Genomic DNA, 17,639 nt, shown 5'->3' with positions numbered 1-17,639 from the left:
AAGCATTCTTTTTATGAAGACTAATTTTTGGATGCTTTTTTTGATTCTTCTTATATCCTTAACTTCCATTGCACAAACTACGGCAACTCAAGACACCCTTACTTCGGTAACAGAAACTATTATATCGAATACCCAGGAATCCGCTACAGCGATACAGATGATACCCAATGCAGGGTTTTCTATCGACAGTTTATGGCGGGGAATTTTGGGAATGTTGGCCCTTATCCTAATTTCATATCTCTTCAGTGCCAATAGAAAGGCTATTAATTGGAAAACCGTAAGTATTGGTCTTGGCATTCAGGTAGTATTGGCCATAAGTATACTGAAAGTACCTTTCGTTCGTATGTTTTTTGAATTTTTGGGCAAGATTTTTAATGAACTACTTAATTTCACCATGGCAGGTAGCGAGTTCATTTTAGGCAACCTATTAAACCTGGAAAACCCAAATATCGGCTATATTTTTGCCTTTCAAATTCTACCTACAATCATCTTTTTTTCGGCTTTGACCTCTGTCCTATTCTATTTAGGGGTTATCCAAAAAATAGTAAAAGGCTTGGCCTGGTTGTTAACAAAAACCCTCGGAATATCGGGTCCGGAAGGTCTCTCCGTAGCAGGAAACATATTTTTGGGGCAGACGGAATCCCCGCTAATGATCAAGGCCTATTTGGAAAAAATGAACAGGTCTGAAATCTTGCTGGTCATGATCGGAGGAATGGCAACCGTCGCAGGAGGGGTTTTAGCTGCTTATATCGGTTTTTTAGGGGGAAATGACCAACAGTTGCGACTTGAATTTGCAAGACACCTGATTGCTGCGTCCGTAATGGCAGCCCCAGGTGCCATTGTAATTTCAAAAATATTATATCCACAAACGGAATCGGTCAATACCGACGTTTCAGTTTCTGCGGAGAAAATAGGCGCAAATATTCTGGATGCTATTGCCAATGGTACCACGGAAGGTTTAAAATTGGCTGTAAATGTAGGTGCAATGCTCTTAGTCTTCGTTGCCTTTATCGCCATGATAAATGGAATGTTGGGATGGGCCGGAGATCTTACCTCGTTCAATGGATGGATTGCAGCCAATTCATCTTACAATCAGCTCTCTCTGGAAGCTATACTAGGAACTATTTTTGCCCCCTTAATGTGGCTCACAGGGGTGCAGACAGCGGATATTATGCAAATGGGGCAATTGTTGGGTATAAAATTGGCGGCCAGTGAATTTGTGGGCTATATTCAATTGGCCGAACTGAAGGATGTTGCCAATGCCACCCATTTCACCTACAACAAATCAGTGATCATGGCAACCTATATGCTATGTGGTTTTGCAAATTTCGCTTCTATAGGTATACAGATCGGTGGTATTGGTTCATTGGCACCTGGCCAACGCAGAACACTTTCCGAATTTGGTATGCGGGCCGTTCTTGGGGGTTCTATCGCCTCCTTACTGTCGGCAACCATTGCCGGTATGATTTTAGGTTGATATTTAATTCGTTGATAAATTTTTATAATAATAATTTTGAGTCCTCAAAAATCCTTTGGCATTTCCTTATTTTTATCCCGATAATTTTGATATAAATTTTTGAAATCCCTTTTTAGGGATCGTACTTCATATGAAACAATACCACGATTTATTAAAACAGGTTTTAGAAAATGGCTGCCAAAAAGGGGATCGCACCGGAACAGGAACCCTAAGTGTTTTTGGTCATCAAATGCGTTTTGACCTTAGTCAAGGATTTCCTATGGTCACGACCAAAAAGTTGCACTTAAAATCGATCATATACGAACTTCTTTGGTTTCTAAAAGGGGATACCAATATCGCCTACCTTCAAGAAAACGGGGTGCGTATATGGAATGAATGGGCCGATGAAAATGGGGATTTAGGGCCCGTTTATGGACACCAATGGCGCAATTGGAACGGCGAGGAAATTGACCAAATCAAAGAAGTTGTCCATACCCTAAAGAACAATCCGAACAGCAGAAGAATGTTGGTCTCGGCTTGGAATCCGAGCGTACTTCCGGATACCTCCAGTTCATTTGCCAAAAATGTAGCCAATGGCAAAGCTGCCCTACCACCTTGTCACGCTTTCTTTCAATTTTATGTGGCCGATGGCAAGTTATCTTGCCAATTGTACCAGCGTAGTGCGGATATCTTTTTAGGAGTACCTTTCAATATTGCCTCCTATGCCCTATTTACTTTGATGATGGCCCAAGTTTGTGGCTATCAACCAGGGGAATTCATTCATACTTTCGGGGATGCCCATATCTACAATAACCATTTGGAACAAGTGGAATTACAGTTAAGCCGAGAGCCCAGACCATTGCCTAAAATGGTTATCAATCCTGAAGTAAATGATATTTTCGATTTTAAGTTTGAGGACTTTACACTGGTCGATTATAATCCATACCCTCATATAAAAGGGGTTGTTGCGGTATAATCTAAGGAAAATCATATCAAATAAAAAAGGCCCAAAAGTTTCGACTTTTGGGACTTTTTTATTTTTTCTTCTATGATTAAAGCTCTAGAACCGCATTTTCAGTTCCTGCATATTCGTTCCATTGGTAACGATCAGCTTCAGCTTCATTCATAAATTCCCCATCAACCAAATATCTAAACTCATAGGTTTTTTCTTTAGGAAGGTCGAATGTGCCCTTAAAAGTTCCGTTTTTCAATTTTTTCAAGGTGCTCCCTTTCGGATTCCAATTGTTGAAATCACCAACTACGGCCACTTTCTTAGCATTTTCTGCCGGTACTGTAAAGGTCACTTTACATACTGGCTTTGTTTTCAAATATTGTTTTGCAATTCCCATAACATGTACATTTTAAATTCAGCGCAAAATTAAAGTATTAAATCACTCATAACCAATGATTCACATCATTTTTATGATTTTCTTAATATATAGTGCATATATAGATTGGCTTGATAAAAACTACCTTATGAATTTACTATGTAAGTAAACCCTAGATCTTTTCCTTAAGGATTCTTACAATTTTATCTATTTCCTCCATTGTATTGTAAAAGTGAAAACTAAATCGAATCCCATTACCCCTTTGTGAACATAAAATGCCATTACTGGATAAATGCCGAAACATGGTGTCATCACCTTTTACATTGAAAATTGTACTATGCTCTTTTCTCGAGATTACAACATCTTCCAATAATCCCACGGCTGAGAATTCTTTCTTAGCCTTAATGGACAGGCTTTTTAACCGACTGGCTATTCCATCCTTGCCCATAGCTGTTAATAAGCCAAGGGAATGTTTCAGGGTTCCAAAATTCAATGTGTCCAGATGACCAGGTTCGAATTTTTTAGCAAAACGAATCCCATCCCTGTTTTTTGGATCTGCATTGGCCGCATTAAAACCAATGACCTTAACGTTGGCCAATTCCTTAATACGATCCTTGAACAAGAAAAATGCATTACCATAACCCGCCAAAAGCCATTTATAGGAACTGGCGCCCAGAACATCTATGGCGGATGCCTTAAAATCAAAGTCAGTTGTACCACAGAATTGTGTGCCGTCGGCTATAATCAATAACTCGGGGAAATCTGCTTTCAACTCCGAAAGAAATTCTAAATCTATCGCAACACCATTCACCCATTGGACTACACTAAGGGCCAAGATCGAAATCTGGTCGGTTTCAATCTTCCTCCGTATATTTTCTTCCAAATCCTCATCGATCTTACAATAAGAAATGGGGAAATTCCGGTTCTCAAATGACCAATTGACAGATGGGTAATCGTTTTCGAGGAGCAATACTTTTTTCCTTTTGTCCAATCCTTCTAAAAGCAAATTAAGGCCTATTGAAAAATTTTGTACCAGTGCCACATTTTCATAAGTACAACCAAAGAAGTCCCCTACTGCCCTCCTGGTATCTGTTATTATATGCGCACTTTCCATTCTCATACTACTGGCCCCTTTAAGAAAATCTTGATCATGTTGCCTTCTCCATTCTATTGTACTTTCATGGATCAAGCCAGATGAGGCGGTGTTAGCGTATAAATAGTCTCCAAGAATGGGAAATCCTGCCCTATAATTCTTCATTCACTAAAAATTTATTATGGGTCAAATACTTTATCTTTGTAGCTAAAGATAGCTATTCACATGTTTACTAAAGATAAAAAGAAAACTGAGCTGAATTTAGAGCAGCATGATCTCTTAGAGTCGGCCCATGCACGCATAAAACAAAAGAAACGTCTTTATGTACATTTTGTCATTTTCTTAATTGGTAGCGTGTTCTTGGTTTTGATAAATAAAATCCTAAAGTTCGGTGAAGAGTATGATTGGTTTGTATGGGCCATAACTTTTTGGGCCTTTTTGTTTATAATACATATGGTCAATGTTTTTGTTACCCAAAAATTCATGGGTAAGGATTGGGAGAGACAACAGCGTGAAAAGTTGGTTTTGAAACAGAAACAGAGAATTGCTGAGATTCAAAAAGAAATTGAGACGGATTTTCCCTTATCAAAAATCAATAAAAAAAAACCCTAGTGCAGACGATAACGATGATAGCCGCCGTGGGCGAAAACAATGCGCTGGGGAAAAACAATGACCTACTTTGGCATCTTCCTGATGATTTTAAGCGTTTTAAGCAATTGACCACCGGGCATTGTATCATTATGGGAAGAAAGACTTTTGAGAGTTTTCCTAAGCCTTTACCCAATAGGACCCATATTATTGTTACAAGGGATAAAAACTATAACATCACCCATGAAGATTGCATCGTTACGCATTCTTTAACTGATGCTATAAAACGAACCCAAGGGGATGAAAATCCCTTTATAATAGGAGGAGGCGAAATCTACAAACAAGGGGAGGAATTTGCCAACAGATTAGAGATTACAAGGGTACATGCCCCTTTCGATGCCGATACGTTCTTTCCGGAAGTAGATGAAACCATTTGGCAATTGATAGCCACGGAATACCACCCCAAGGATGAAAAGCATAACTATGATTTCACCTATTTGACCTACGTTAGAAAGTGATTTTTAAAAATCCTGATAGGTCAGTTCGGTAGTTCCCCTAAAATCCTGTAAAAAATATTCAAGAATTTCCGCTTTGGCATTTGTTATGAATCGATAAGTACCATTATCGTTGGAAGATGTTAAAAGATCATTTTTAACAAGAACCGCCTTAGTTTGTCGTGCTACAGCTTCTCCAGAGTCAATAATCTTTACATGATTTGGCAATAATTCACGCAATACGGGGAGCAAATACGGATAGTGCGTACACCCCAAGACCAAATAATCAATACCCGATGCCACCATCGGATTTAAATATTTTTCCAACAGGGCTTTTGTTTCTGGGGAATCTACCTTACCCCTTTCGATCAGAGGCACCAAACCCGTTCCCACCTGCTCAATGATGCGTATACCATTGGCATGGTTTTCAGAGGTACTGTGGAAAAGTAGGCTAGACAATGTTCCCTTGGTGGCCAGCACCCCTACTTTCTTTGATTCGGACTGAAGAGCCGCGGGTTTTATAGCGGGTTCAATACCTATAAAAGGCACTTTATAATGCGCCCTCAAGTAGTCTATGGCATTGGTGGTGGCAGTGTTGCAGGCCACAACGATAAGCTTGCAACCTTCTTGCAACAGAAACTCCGTATTTTTTATACACAATTCGATGATTTCATCCTTGGATTTCTCCCCATAAGGCGCATTCTTGCTATCGGCCAAATAAACCGTATGCTCATGGGGAAGCAATGCATTGATTTCTTTCCATATGGATGTACCACCCACACCAGAATCAAAAATACCAATGGGATGATTATTCATATTAGTTCTGCAATAGTTTTATTCCAACACTTTTGTTATCGGCAGCCCGATGTTGCCATTTGGGAACGCTATTCCAAGCAGTGCCGATATTGTTGGGGCGACATCGGAAATCTCGGTACGTTCCGTGGTAGCTCCTTTTTGTATGCCCCTACCATAAAAAAGCAAGGGTACATGGGTATCATAAATCTGAGGCGAACCATGTGTAGAACCCGTTATTGTGTAATTAACAGTACCCGGTTTCAAGACCATGAGAATATCACCTGAACGTTTTTGATTGTAGCCATTCTGCAAAATATAGGGAATACCCTCGGTATATTCGTTCATCCACATTTGATGGCCCGTATATACCCTATCGATATCATTATAGGTCAACAGCTCCTGTGATATTTCTTCCTGAACCTCCTCTATTTTCAAATCCAGGTTTTTTATTATATCGTGATCTAGGAACAATTGGAAATTGGAACTGTTCCTCACGATATCGGTTGTTCCGTATTTATACTTCAAAAATTCTATGAATTTGGTTTTAAGTTCCTCCTCATTCATGTAACCAGCAGGAATATTATGATCTTTCAAATAGGCAGGAACGTGTATCGCTGCATGGTCGGCCGTCAGGAAAAGTGTATAGTCATTTTTACCCACTTTTCTATCCAAGGCCTCGAGCAAGCGGGCTAAATCCCTGTCCAATCTTACATAGGTATCTTGGATCTCCTTCGAATTTACGCCGAATTTATGCCCTATGTAATCCGTGCTTGAAAAGCTCACCGCCAAAAAATCAGTTATGGTATCCGACCCTAAATTTTCGCCATCTAAAGCCGCAATGGCGAAATCCGCTGTAATACTATTACCGTAAGGAGTTGCCTTAATGATATCGAACTTGTCATTTGAAGCCCATAATGCGGGCAGATCATGGGGGAATGTCGGTGAAACCTCCCCATTGAACAATCCCTCATATTTGGTATTGTCCAAACCACTTTCCAAATAGGTATTTATATCCTTCAATGTCGTCCATGGTTTTTTGTATCCCTCAGCGATATTTGAAGCATTGAAATCATTGACCCACTTTGGTAGCTCATCCATATAAAAGGAACTTGTTATCCAGTTGCCCTCATCGTTGCCATAGAACCAATAGGCGGCATTTGCTGTATGTCCTCCCGGAAGTACCGCCCCCCTATCCTTTAGCGCAATGGCAATGGTTTTGCCCCTCATTTGTGTATGCAACCGTAATTGATCGGTCACTGTGGTCACTAGCATTCTATGGGGCGACATTTTCCCGGCATCTGAATTCGTACCTACGGAATTAAATGCATTATCCGATGCGCAGTACACTTCCTCACCCAACTCCTTATCGTACCAATCGTTGCCAATTATCCCATGGGTGGCCGGCGTAGTGCCGGTATAAACAGAAGTATGTCCGGGGCCCGTACTGGTCGGGGCATAGTTGAAATGATTGTTCTTACAGTTGAATCCTTCATTGATCAACCTTTTAAATCCATCATCGCCATAATGATCCCAAAAACGGGTTAGGTAATCATAACGCATCTGGTCGACCACAATTCCCACGACCAACTTGGGGGCAACTCTTAAATAATCGGTATTTTCAATCTTAATACCGTTTTTTGATTTTCTTTGACCGTAGGCGTGAAACGTAGTGGAGGTTACTAAAACTAGAAGTACAATTAGGGGAATACTATTCTTGAACATGAAACAACAAATTAATGCCACAAAAATATGCAAATAAACCCTTAAAAGATTAAATGAAGGTTAAAAGACATTCATTATTCCTATTTTTACAAACGCAATTCTATTTCATTCTATGGGTTACCTAGCATCAATCGGCAGCTATGCAATAATGATCGTAGAGGTTTTTAGAAAACCTACCAAATGGCGCATAATGAAGTCATTGATTCTCAAAGAAATAGATGAACTGATTTATGGCTCCTTAGGTATTTTAATTTTCATTTCCTTTTTTATTGGGGGGGTTGTCGCCATTCAAACGGCCTTGAACATTACAAGTGAACTTATTCCTAAAAACTTAGTGGGTTTTGCGACACGACAATCGATTATCTTGGAATTTGCCCCTACTTTTTGTTCGATCATCATGGCTGGAAAGGTAGGCTCATACATAACCAGTAGTATTGGTACCATGAGGGTCACCGAACAAATCGATGCTTTGGAGGTCATGGGGGTTAATGCCCTCAATTACCTGGTATTCCCTAAGATTATTGCATTGCTGCTATATCCATTCATTATTGCCATATCGATGTATGTAGGTATTTTTGGAGGTTGGGTCGCGGGTGTTTTTGGAGGGTTCAGTACCAGTGCGGATTTTATTGAAGGGGTTCAGTTGGATTTTATTCCTTTTCACGTTACCTATGCATTTATAAAAACCTTGGTTTTTGCCTTTATTTTGGCCACAATACCATCCTTTCATGGCTTTTATATGAAAGGTGGTGCACTGGAAGTAGGCAAGGCCGCAACGACCTCGTTCGTTTGGACAAGTGTGGTCATCATTATTTTAAACTATATTCTAACCCAACTATTATTAGGCTAATGATCGAGGTTAAAAACGTACACAAGTCTTTTGGCGATGCTTATATACTTAAGGGTATTAGCACCGTTTTCGACAAAGGGAAGACCAACCTGGTCATCGGACAAAGTGGTTCGGGAAAAACCGTACTCATAAAATGTCTATTAGGCCTTTTCAGCCCGGATAAGGGGTCAATTAGCCACGATGGAAAAATATATTCGCAATTGTCACCAAAAGAACAACGTAATCTTCGACAGGATATGGGGATGGTATTTCAAGGAAGTGCGCTTTTCGATTCAATGACTGTTGAAGGTAATGTAATGTTCCCATTGGAGATGTTTACCAAACAATCCCAATCGGAAATGCGGGATCGTGCCGATTTTGTCCTTAAACGTGTGAATCTGGATGATGCCCATAAAAAATATCCATCTGAAATATCGGGCGGTATGCAAAAGCGGGTGGCTATTGCCAGGGCCATCGTTATGAACCCGAAATATCTATTTTGTGATGAACCCAATTCCGGGTTAGATCCTAGAACAGCCATAATCATTGACAACCTTATTCAGGAAATTACCAAGGAATACGATATTACCACGGTTGTAAATACGCATGACATGAACTCGGTCATGGAAATTGGGGAGAAAATTGTCTTCTTGAAAAATGGGATCAAGGAATGGGAAGGTACCAAAGACGAAATCTTCAAAACCGATAATGAGGCTGTGACCAATTTTGTATATTCCTCTGAATTGTTCAAAAAAGTTCGCCAAATGTACATCGAGGAGCGCAATTAATCCTGAACCACCTCCTTGAGTTGAATAGTACTGTCTTTTAATCTTAGTTTTAGCCAGGCCTTTAATTTCTTGGCATCTTCAACGGTCTGAAACCTTTTTGCATCCCTTTTCCATTTTACCTCAAAGATGGGTATGGTATCCATTTTTTTGAAATCGGTTTGTATGGTAGGCGAAAAACCAAGCGATTCTAAATTATCATAATTGGTTTTGGCCTCGACACTTATGTCGGCAAAAGGGATTGACAACTTTCCTAATTTTCCTAGTTCCGCCTCCAACACTTTTATTCTTGCATCCTTGTCTACCAGCTCGGTTTTTTGTGTTTCATACAACTGGTCTACATATTTCAGTTGATCAATTTGTTCATTTTTCGAGCCTTGAATGATATGCAGCTCTGTATCCTTCAATCTTGCAAAACTTTCATCTTCATTCTTTTGCTTGTTCCAGGTAGCAATTACATTATCCGGTACTGTTTCATTGCCCATAAATACCAATTCAATAAATGAATTTTTACCCTTATTGAATTCAATATCCGTAAAGTCCTCCATAAATCTTCCAGAACCCTCAAATTGATATGGGGCAATTTTCTCATGAACGAAATTCTGTGCTTGCTTGCGAAACAGGGATTCTTGCAAGGCGCCCCAAAAAGTTATACCTGCCGGTATCATTACCAATATCGCCAATAAGGAAGCAAGCCTACCAATAAGCCTTCTTCGCTTCGAATTCACATAACGAACCATTGGAAAACGAAGCAATTTCAACACGAGAAAGGTTGCCAAAGCAATGAAAATGGTATTTATACTGAACAAATACATGGCGCCAGTTGCGTAATCGAAATTACCGATGGCTAAACCAAAACCGACCGTACACAAGGGCGGCATCAAAGCAGTGGCAATGGCCACACCAAAAATCACGGAAGCAATGGTACCTTTTTTAGCCCTGGCAATAACAAGCGCCAAACCACCAAAAAAGGCAATCAATACATCCCGGATATCCGGTGCCGTACGCGCTAAAAGTTCCGAAGATTCATCGCGTAAAGGAAATATGGCAAAAAACAGATAGGCCGTTAATACACTTAATACAACCATAACGGCGAAGTTTTTTAAGGATCTGCGTAAGGTATCAACATCATTCACCGCCAAAGACAGCCCAATGCCCAAAATAGGGCCCATTAAGGGTGAAATTAACATGGCACCGATAACCACTGCTGTTGAATTGGCATTAAGGCCAACAGAGGCAATGAAGATGGAACAGATCAGAATCCATGATGTATGCCCCTTAAAAGGGATATCGGCGATTATGGCTTCCATTGTCGCCTCCTGATCCGTATTTTTTCGAATATCCAAAAGCTCGGAAAGAAACTTCCTAGTACTTCCTACTAAGCCCTTAATATCTTTTTTTACTTCTTCCCCACTATCAGTTTGCTGATGTGAAGTGTTCTTGTCGTCGTTTATATTTTCACCCATAATTAAGCATACTTATCGCCAAATTTCTCCTTTACCTTAGCCAATACCTGTTTAATATCCTGTTCTTTCGATTTGGGATAAATCAAAAGCACTTCTTCCTTATCCACAATGATATAGTTATCGAGTCCGTCAACAACAACCACTTTTTTCTTGGGCGAACGTATCATGTTGCCATGTGCGTCCTGACTTATAATCATACTGTTTACCACGGCATTGTTATCTTCATCTTTTTTCAACTTATCGTATAAAGAACCCCAAGTTCCCAAATCGTTCCAATCGAAGGTGGCTGGCCGTACATAGATTGATTTCGATTGTTCTAAGATAGCATAATCTATTGAGATATTTTCCGCTTTGGGATAGTTCGATTTAATAAAATCTTGCTCCCTAGGGGTATTATAATCGGCCATTCCTGAATGGAACAATTCGTATTGTAAAGGTTGATAGTTATGAAAGGCCTTTACTATAGTTTTGACACTCCATATGAATATGCCGGCATTCCATAGAAAATTACCTTGGTCCATAAACTCCTTGGCAGTTTCATAGTCTGGCTTTTCCCTAAATTGATGGACTTTCTTAAGCGTTGACGTACTTTCTTTTTCAAATTCGATATAACCGAATCCTGTATTGGGAAAGGTGGGCACTATACCCAAGGTGCAAAGGACTTCTTCTTTTTGGCACTTATCAAAACAATCAATAACATCCTTTGCAAAAGCTTTCTCATCTTCGATCCAATGATCGCTAGGTGCCACTATCATAACCCCATCAGGGTTCATTTTTTGAATCTTCAAGGCCGCATACAGAATACAAGGCGCCGTATTTCGCATTGCAGGCTCCAAAACCACCTGCTCCTGTTTCACTAATGGCAATTGTTCCAGAACCAGGTCATTATAACGTTCATTGGTAAGAATTAGAATATTCTCGGTCGGCACAAATGTATTGAGGCGCTGAAAGGTCTTTTGTATCAAGGTTTGTCCCGAACCCAGCATATCATGGAATTGTTTTGGGTTTTCTGTGGTGCTTATCGGCCAAAAACGGGAACCCACACCCCCAGCCATCAAAACTGCATAATAATTTTTATTCATCTCTTAATCCCTAATTAATTCTACCTCGGCATTTGGTTGAAACAAATATACCTTGCCCGAAGCTACTTCAATACATTCGTATCGCTTAACGCGTTTATTCCCCTTTTTAAAAAGTTTTCCGTTATAAATTCGGAAAACGCTGCCCAAAGGTAATTGAAAAATATAGGTTTTTTCAGGTTGGTTCGGATCATAATGTTTTAACGCCATAGACAAAAACGCATCTGTATCGCTACTGGCCTTGGGGTTCTTAAAATGACGGGCTAAAAGGGGTAATAGCCGTGATGGAAAAATCTCGGGCCTAATAAATGGTAACATCAAGTATTGAAATGTCCTTTTCCATTCTTTGCCATGGGGTTTAATGTGTCTCCCATATTGTTGAAAGGCAGCCAAATGTGCAATTTCATGAACCAGGGTAATCAAGAATCGATACTTGTTCAATGTCGCATTTATGGTAATCTGGTGTAGGCCATTTGGTAATCGTCTATAATCGCCATGCCGGGTTACCCTTTTATTCACGATTTTCAGGTTGACGCCAGACGTTTTAATAAGCTGCAAACAAGGTTCTACGGCCCGCTCTGGCAAATATTTTAAAAGAATGTCATCCATTGCAACAAAATTAGGACATTTAAAGCTTAATAAATACCCCTTCATGGACTTCGCGTAAATATCAGGTAAAATTTGGTATCTTAGTTTTAAGATAGAATCTACCTCACATTCCACAAGTAGTTAAAATGCCGAAAACCACTTACCGTGTTTATGTCATCGAATTATCAAAAAGGGTATTCACCGACAACATCAAATTTAGGACTGCCAATCCACAATTCAATGGGGTGCTGCAATGCCTCTATGTCGGCATGACCAGTAAAAAACCCAAAGAACGTTTTGAACAACACAAAAAAGGCTATAGAAACAGGAAAGGGTATAAATTATCTTCCAATATTGTTGAAAAATACGGTATGTATCTAAGACCTAGCCTATACAATCATATAAAGCCCGTTTTCTCTAGGACCGAAGCCCTTGATCTAGAGGAAAAATTAGCCCTAGAGTTACGCAGACAGCGGTATGCGGTATGGTATAATTAGTTCCATTCGAATAATGATTATTTTGTTTTGAAAAATTAATGGGGTAAATTTATCTAGTGCCCACTAGACAGCATGCTAAATTCAAACTACAATTATGAAAAAAAATATGGGATCAGCGGATAGAATGGTCCGAACGGTAATCGCAATTGTTATCGCCATTCTTTATTTTACCAATATCATTTCAGGTACATTAGGATTGATCCTATTAGTTTTGGCGGGAGTATTTCTATTTACCAGTTTTATTAGTTTTTGTCCCCTTTACGCCCCTTTTGGATTAAGCACTTGTAAGAATAAGGAAGAACATTGATCATCCCTTTTGGAAAACTGCATATACAAAATATAGGATATGATTTCGGTTAAATCCTTAATCAATTTCCGGTCCTGTTAATGCCGCAAGTTTTTTTCGTTTAGGCTTAAAACTAAGGTGTACTATTGCTCACCTGCAATAATTTACCATTGTACATTTTGTGTCCGTGTAGGGCAAAATCCTTAATATATTGGGCCATGTCCAAAGCCGTTACCGGTGCCTTATAGCCAGGAAAAGCCTCTTCGAGCATTTCGGTCTGTACGGCCCCCAGCGCCAGCACATTGAACGAAGGTCCCGTTTCCTTGAATTCCTCAGCCCATAATTCGGTCAACGTAATCACGGCCCCTTTACTTGAACTATATGCCGATAACCCGGGAAATTTCATACTCCCTTGTACCCCCCCCATGGAACTAATGGTGACCACATGTCCATTTTTTGGCATTTTAGGCAATACCAATTTCGTAAGATGGGCAACTCCGAATACGTTCACTTGATATACGGCTTCGAACTCGTTCGCCCCAGTCTCCAAAAATGGCTTGTTCAGCAATTTTCCGGCATTATTGACCAAGATATCGACGGTTTTCCAATTAGCGTTCAGATAATCTTCCACAAGGTCCAAATCTTTCTTTTTAGTAATATCAAAAGATAGTACATCGATGTTTTCATGCTTCAATCGGGCAATGGTCAACGCATTTCGGGACAAGGCCAAAACCCGATGTCCTTCATTCGCAAAAAGTTGTGCCATCTCAAATCCTATGCCCCTGCTGGTGCCCGTAATTATTACATTTGCCATTAGTTGTATTTTATTTCTTTTTGGGACGAATTGGCTAGCCCTTCGATAACGGGAATAAACCTATTGATCAGCTCAGCCATATGGCCAAAATCCATTTCCGACACCTCATCACCAACCTTATGATAATGGTCGAAATTAGTGAAATCAAACGTTGAAAATGTCTGTGAAGGCACATTGAATTCTGAATGGAAAGGGTAGTTATCAGAGCGCATGAACAAATTGAATTCCTTTGCAGTAGGCAGAAATCCGACAAGATTGTCATTTGCATAACGATTGCAGATCATAGCTAAATTAGATTTGTCGAAGCCTGATACATAGGCCAAATAATCCTTATCAATCATTGGAACGCCGACCATTTCGAAATTCAACATTGTATATAGATTAAACCCATTCTCTTTTAATCGGTTTGCCATATGCTTCGATCCCAACAACCCTTTTTCCTCTGCGCTGAAAAAAGCAAAAACAAGACTTCGTTTATTTGATCTTGCCATTCCAAAATATCGCATCAATTCCAGAACTGTTGTCGTTCCCGATGCATTGTCATTAGCCCCATTAGCTATAGTATCGCCATCTACCGGACTTTTGGTTCCGATATGATCATAATGGGCACCTATCATAATAAACTCATTCTTTAAAACCGCATCGGTGCCTTCTAAAACCCCAACGATATTATAGGCCGGTTTTTCATAATTGGAAAGGGTATCCCTATAAGTTAGGAAATAAGGCTGTATATGATTCGAACTTAAACTTTCCTCAATATATTGGGCCGCTTTTTCTATGCCCGGACTACCGGAATCCCTTCCATTTAATTCGTCAGACGCCAAAAATCGCATGATTGCCCCGACTTTATCAGTATTCGAAAACTCTAGAATAGGTAATGCGGTTTTAAGCATCACCACTTCTTCATCAGTTTGCACCGAACTAACGTCCTCGCCATTGGTGACGACACTTCCTTTTACTCCGGCTGGCCCATTGGGTATATCTTTGGAATCGGTTTGTTTCAATTGTGAACTGCCACACCCTACAAGTAGAACTAAAAATATAAATTGAAAGATTTTTAACATGGAATAAAGATTAGGTTTTAAAGATAAAAAAACATCCGCCAAAGGCGGATGCACAAATTCATTAATATTTCACAAACTTCTTATGCCAACATGGTTACTGGATTTTCCAAATAAGCCCTCAATGTCTGTAAAAATTGTGATCCGGTAGCCCCATCAACGGTCCTATGATCACAAGCTAAGGATAGTTTCATCGTATTCCCTACAACAATTTGTCCTTTCTTGACCACAGGCTTTTCAATAATGGCGCCCACTGATAATATGGCCGAATTTGGCTGATTGATAATGGATGTGAATTCCTGGATACCAAACATTCCCAGATTGGAAACGGTAAAAGTACTTCCGTCCATTTCAGCAGGGGTCAACTTTTTGTTTCGCGCCCGACCCGCAAGATCCTTGACAGATGCGCCAATTTGCGTTAAGCTCATTTGATCTGTGAACTTAACCACAGGAACTACCAAACCGTCTTCAACGGCAACGGCAACCCCTATATGTACATGATGGTTATATTTTGTAGTATCACCTTGCCAGGTGGTGTTCACTTGGGGGTGTTTTTTTAATGCCATGGCACAGGCCTTTACCACCAAATCATTAAAGGACACCTTAGTATCGGGCAATTCATTGATTTGAGCACGGGATGCTTTTGCATTATCCATATCGATTTCGATAGTCAAATAATAATGCGGCGCTGTGAATTTAGACTCTGACAATCGCTTAGCGATGGTCTTGCGCATTTGCGAATTCTTTACTTCCTCGGTACTTTCTTCACCAACAGGTAGGGCCAATGGGGCGATTGCACTCGATGATGACGTTTCTTGAGGAGCAGTAACTGTTGTGGCCACCTTTTGTGAGGGCACAAAATTCTCGATATCTTTTTTAACGATCCTACCATGATCCCCGGAACCTTTTACATCCTTCAGATTAATCCCTTTTTCCTTCGCGATTTTCTTGGCCAAGGGTGAGGCAAAAATTCGTTGCCCATCGGCGGTAACATTTGTAACGGTTTCCTGACTTGTTCCGGTCGGCTTTTCTTCTTTTACCTCCTCTTTGACTACCGCATCACTTTTAACCGAAGAAGACTTAGTATTCAATATGGCCTGTACATCGGTACCTTCAGGCCCGATTACAGCAAGTACAGCGTCAACAGGTGATGATTCGCCTTCTTTGATTCCAATATACAATAAGGTGCCAGAATAAAAAGATTCAAATTCCATGGTAGCCTTATCCGTTTCGATTTCCGCAAGAATATCCCCTTCTTCAATCTGATCACCGACTTTTTTCAACCATGAAGCCACGGTACCTTCTTCCATCGTATCGCTAAGGCGCGGCATTTTTACGATTTCAACACCTTCGGGTATATCCGCAGAACCAGTTTTATTCGCTACATTTGCATCTGCCGTTTCGGAAGCCGTTTTTGTATCAGTCTCTTCTTTAGGCTTTTTAGATGCTTCCGCACCATTGAGCAACCCTGAAATATCTTCACCCTCTTCTCCAATAATCGCCAGGAGTGTATCTACAGGAGCACCTTCACCTTCTGCAATTCCTATATGCAATAAAGTTCCTTCATGAAAGGACTCAAACTCCATGGTGGCTTTATCGGTCTCTATTTCCGCAAGAATATCGCCTTCTTCAACCTTATCACCTACCTGCTTAAGCCATTTTGCCACGGTACCTTCTTCCATGGTATCACTCAAACGAGGCATATTAATCACTTCTGCCATTTAAATCTTATTTATGTTGTACAAATGGATAGTCATCTTGGTCATAGACCACATCATATAATTGGTTCAAAGGAGGATAATCGGATTCTTCAGCAAATTTCTCACATTCGGAAACCAGTTTTTTAACCCGTTTATCAATCTCTTTAAGTTCATCTGCAGATGCGTATTTCTTATCTAAAATCACCTCTTTAACCTGTGAAATAGGATCTATTTTCTTATACTCTTCCACCTCATCCTTGGTTCTATAGTGCTGCGCGTCTGACATGGAATGACCTCTATAACGATAGGTTTTCATTTCTAAAAAGGTCGGGCCTCCACCACTTCTGGCCCTTTCAATCGCCTTACTCATTTCCTTGGCTACTGTAACTGGATCCATGCCATCTACAGGACCACAAGGCATCTCATACCCCAATCCCAATTTCCAGATGTCCGTGGAATGGGATGTCCGGGCAACGGAAGTTCCCATGGCATAGCCATTGTTCTCACAAATGAAAACTACGGGTAATTGCCATAACATGGCCAAATTAAAACTTTCATGAAGGGAACCTTGCCTTACGGCCCCATCACCCATATAACATAAGGTAACTGCATCCCTTTTAAAATACTTATCGGCAAATGCCAAACCAGCCCCGAGCGGAATTTGACCTCCAACAATGCCATGACCGCCATAAAAACGATGTTCTTTGGAAAATATATGCATAGATCCGCCCATACCCTTTGAAGTGCCCGTAACCTTACCATAAAGCTCGGCCATTACTTTTCTAGGATCAACCCCCATACCTATCGGCTGAACATGGTTTCTGTAAGCGGTTATCATTCTGTCCTTAGTCAGGTCCATGGCGTGCAATGCCCCTGCCAAAACAGCTTCCTGACCGTTATATAAATGAAGGAAGCCCCTGACTTTTTGTTGAATATATACCGCTGCCAGCTTGTCCTCGAACTTTCTCCAGAACAACATATCCTCGTACCACTTCAGATAGGTTTCTTTCGTGATTTTTTCCATTAATCGTGTTTTAATTATAATTCATATAGGTAAT

General features: G+C 40.3%; 19 protein-coding genes. 8 read left to right on the top strand and 11 right to left on the bottom strand.

All coding sequences use genetic code 11. From position 1 onward, the window contains the following. Nucleotides 1-13: 13 nt before the first annotated feature. On the top strand, nt 14-1,477 hold the full coding sequence (locus tag HPE63_RS16310) for a NupC/NupG family nucleoside CNT transporter (protein ID WP_188315374.1): 1,464 nt from the start codon (nt 14-16) through the stop codon (nt 1,475-1,477). A 130-nt stretch (nt 1,478-1,607) separates the two neighbouring features. Then, a complete protein-coding gene (locus tag HPE63_RS16305; protein ID WP_188315373.1) occupies nt 1,608-2,432 on the top strand; it encodes a thymidylate synthase in 825 nt (274 codons plus the stop codon). Between the two features lie 76 nt (nt 2,433-2,508). Here HPE63_RS16305 and HPE63_RS16300 read toward each other — a convergent pair whose 3' ends face one another. Together HPE63_RS16300 and HPE63_RS16295 are read right to left on the bottom strand one after the other, a co-directional pair. After that, nucleotides 2,509-2,805: an isoamylase early set domain-containing protein gene (locus tag HPE63_RS16300; protein ID WP_188315372.1), complete on the bottom strand. Its 297-nt coding sequence runs from the start codon at nt 2,803-2,805 to the stop codon at nt 2,509-2,511. 151 nt (nt 2,806-2,956) lie between these two features. Then, nucleotides 2,957-4,042: an aminotransferase class V-fold PLP-dependent enzyme gene (locus HPE63_RS16295; protein ID WP_188315371.1), complete on the bottom strand. Its 1,086-nt coding sequence runs from the start codon at nt 4,040-4,042 to the stop codon at nt 2,957-2,959. A gap of 60 nt (nt 4,043-4,102) precedes the next feature. Here HPE63_RS16295 and HPE63_RS16290 point away from each other — a divergent pair, with 60 nt between their 5' ends. Both HPE63_RS16290 and HPE63_RS16285 read left to right on the top strand, forming a co-directional pair. Beyond that, nucleotides 4,103-4,489: a 2TM domain-containing protein gene (locus HPE63_RS16290; protein WP_188315370.1), complete on the top strand. Its 387-nt coding sequence runs from the start codon at nt 4,103-4,105 to the stop codon at nt 4,487-4,489. Between the two features lie 14 nt (nt 4,490-4,503). Beyond that, nucleotides 4,504-4,983, top strand: coding sequence for a dihydrofolate reductase (locus tag HPE63_RS16285; RefSeq protein WP_188315445.1), 480 nt, complete (start codon nt 4,504-4,506; stop codon nt 4,981-4,983). A gap of 3 nt (nt 4,984-4,986) precedes the next feature. Here HPE63_RS16285 and murI read toward each other — a convergent pair whose 3' ends face one another. Then, entirely contained in the window at nt 4,987-5,775 is a 789-nt protein-coding gene (murI, locus tag HPE63_RS16280; protein WP_188315369.1) for a glutamate racemase, read from the bottom strand. 18 nt (nt 5,776-5,793) lie between these two features. After that, nucleotides 5,794-7,476: an alkaline phosphatase PafA gene (gene pafA / locus HPE63_RS16275; protein ID WP_188315368.1), complete on the bottom strand. Its 1,683-nt coding sequence runs from the start codon at nt 7,474-7,476 to the stop codon at nt 5,794-5,796. A 112-nt stretch (nt 7,477-7,588) separates the two neighbouring features. Here pafA and HPE63_RS16270 point away from each other — a divergent pair, with 112 nt between their 5' ends. Together HPE63_RS16270 and HPE63_RS16265 are read left to right on the top strand one after the other, a co-directional pair. After that, complete coding sequence (locus HPE63_RS16270; RefSeq protein WP_188315367.1) at nt 7,589-8,326, top strand: MlaE family ABC transporter permease; 738 nt, start codon at nt 7,589-7,591, stop codon at nt 8,324-8,326. Continuing rightward, nucleotides 8,326-9,093 (top strand): ABC transporter ATP-binding protein, encoded by a 768-nt coding sequence (locus HPE63_RS16265; protein ID WP_188315366.1) that lies wholly within the window; start codon nt 8,326-8,328, stop codon nt 9,091-9,093. Before HPE63_RS16270 ends, HPE63_RS16265 begins: the two co-directional genes overlap by 1 nt. Here the strand turns inward: HPE63_RS16265 and HPE63_RS16260 are convergent. The 3 genes from HPE63_RS16260 to HPE63_RS16250 are packed head-to-tail and all read right to left on the bottom strand — an operon-like array spanning nt 9,090 to nt 12,244. Next, a complete protein-coding gene (locus HPE63_RS16260; protein ID WP_188315365.1) occupies nt 9,090-10,556 on the bottom strand; it encodes a DUF389 domain-containing protein in 1,467 nt (488 codons plus the stop codon). The genes HPE63_RS16265 and HPE63_RS16260 overlap by 4 nt on opposite strands. Nucleotides 10,557-10,558: 2 nt before the next feature. Continuing rightward, nucleotides 10,559-11,638 carry a mannose-1-phosphate guanylyltransferase gene (locus HPE63_RS16255; RefSeq protein WP_188315364.1) on the bottom strand — a complete coding sequence of 360 codons (1,080 nt, stop codon included), beginning with the start codon at nt 11,636-11,638 and terminating at the stop codon, nt 10,559-10,561. Between the two features lie 3 nt (nt 11,639-11,641). After that, a complete protein-coding gene (locus HPE63_RS16250; protein WP_188315363.1) occupies nt 11,642-12,244 on the bottom strand; it encodes a SprT-like domain-containing protein in 603 nt (200 codons plus the stop codon). Between the two features lie 125 nt (nt 12,245-12,369). Here HPE63_RS16250 and HPE63_RS16245 point away from each other — a divergent pair, with 125 nt between their 5' ends. Together HPE63_RS16245 and HPE63_RS16240 are read left to right on the top strand one after the other, a co-directional pair. Then, nucleotides 12,370-12,720 carry a ribose-5-phosphate isomerase gene (locus HPE63_RS16245; protein WP_188315362.1) on the top strand — a complete coding sequence of 117 codons (351 nt, stop codon included), beginning with the start codon at nt 12,370-12,372 and terminating at the stop codon, nt 12,718-12,720. Between the two features lie 94 nt (nt 12,721-12,814). After that, entirely contained in the window at nt 12,815-13,027 is a 213-nt protein-coding gene (locus HPE63_RS16240; RefSeq protein WP_188315361.1) for a YgaP family membrane protein, read from the top strand. A 112-nt stretch (nt 13,028-13,139) separates the two neighbouring features. Here the strand turns inward: HPE63_RS16240 and HPE63_RS16235 are convergent, their stop codons facing one another. From HPE63_RS16235 to pdhA, 4 genes are all read right to left on the bottom strand, one after another. Then, entirely contained in the window at nt 13,140-13,820 is a 681-nt protein-coding gene (locus HPE63_RS16235; RefSeq protein WP_188315360.1) for an SDR family NAD(P)-dependent oxidoreductase, read from the bottom strand. Then, complete coding sequence (locus tag HPE63_RS16230; protein ID WP_188315359.1) at nt 13,820-14,884, bottom strand: M28 family metallopeptidase; 1,065 nt, start codon at nt 14,882-14,884, stop codon at nt 13,820-13,822. Before HPE63_RS16230 ends, HPE63_RS16235 begins: the two co-directional genes overlap by 1 nt. An 80-nt stretch (nt 14,885-14,964) precedes the next feature. Continuing rightward, complete coding sequence (locus tag HPE63_RS16225) at nt 14,965-16,602, bottom strand: pyruvate dehydrogenase complex dihydrolipoamide acetyltransferase (RefSeq protein WP_188315358.1); 1,638 nt, start codon at nt 16,600-16,602, stop codon at nt 14,965-14,967. A 7-nt stretch (nt 16,603-16,609) separates the two neighbouring features. After that, nucleotides 16,610-17,605, bottom strand: coding sequence for a pyruvate dehydrogenase (acetyl-transferring) E1 component subunit alpha (gene pdhA / locus HPE63_RS16220; RefSeq protein WP_188315357.1), 996 nt, complete (start codon nt 17,603-17,605; stop codon nt 16,610-16,612). Nucleotides 17,606-17,639 lie beyond the last annotated feature (34 nt).

The sequence above is a fragment of the Maribacter arenosus genome, from assembly GCF_014610845.1.
GTDB classification, from domain to species: Bacteria; Bacteroidota; Bacteroidia; order Flavobacteriales; family Flavobacteriaceae; genus Maribacter_A; species Maribacter_A arenosus.
Note: the sequence above shows the minus strand (reverse complement) of the source record. Positions and strands in the feature narration are given on the sequence as shown.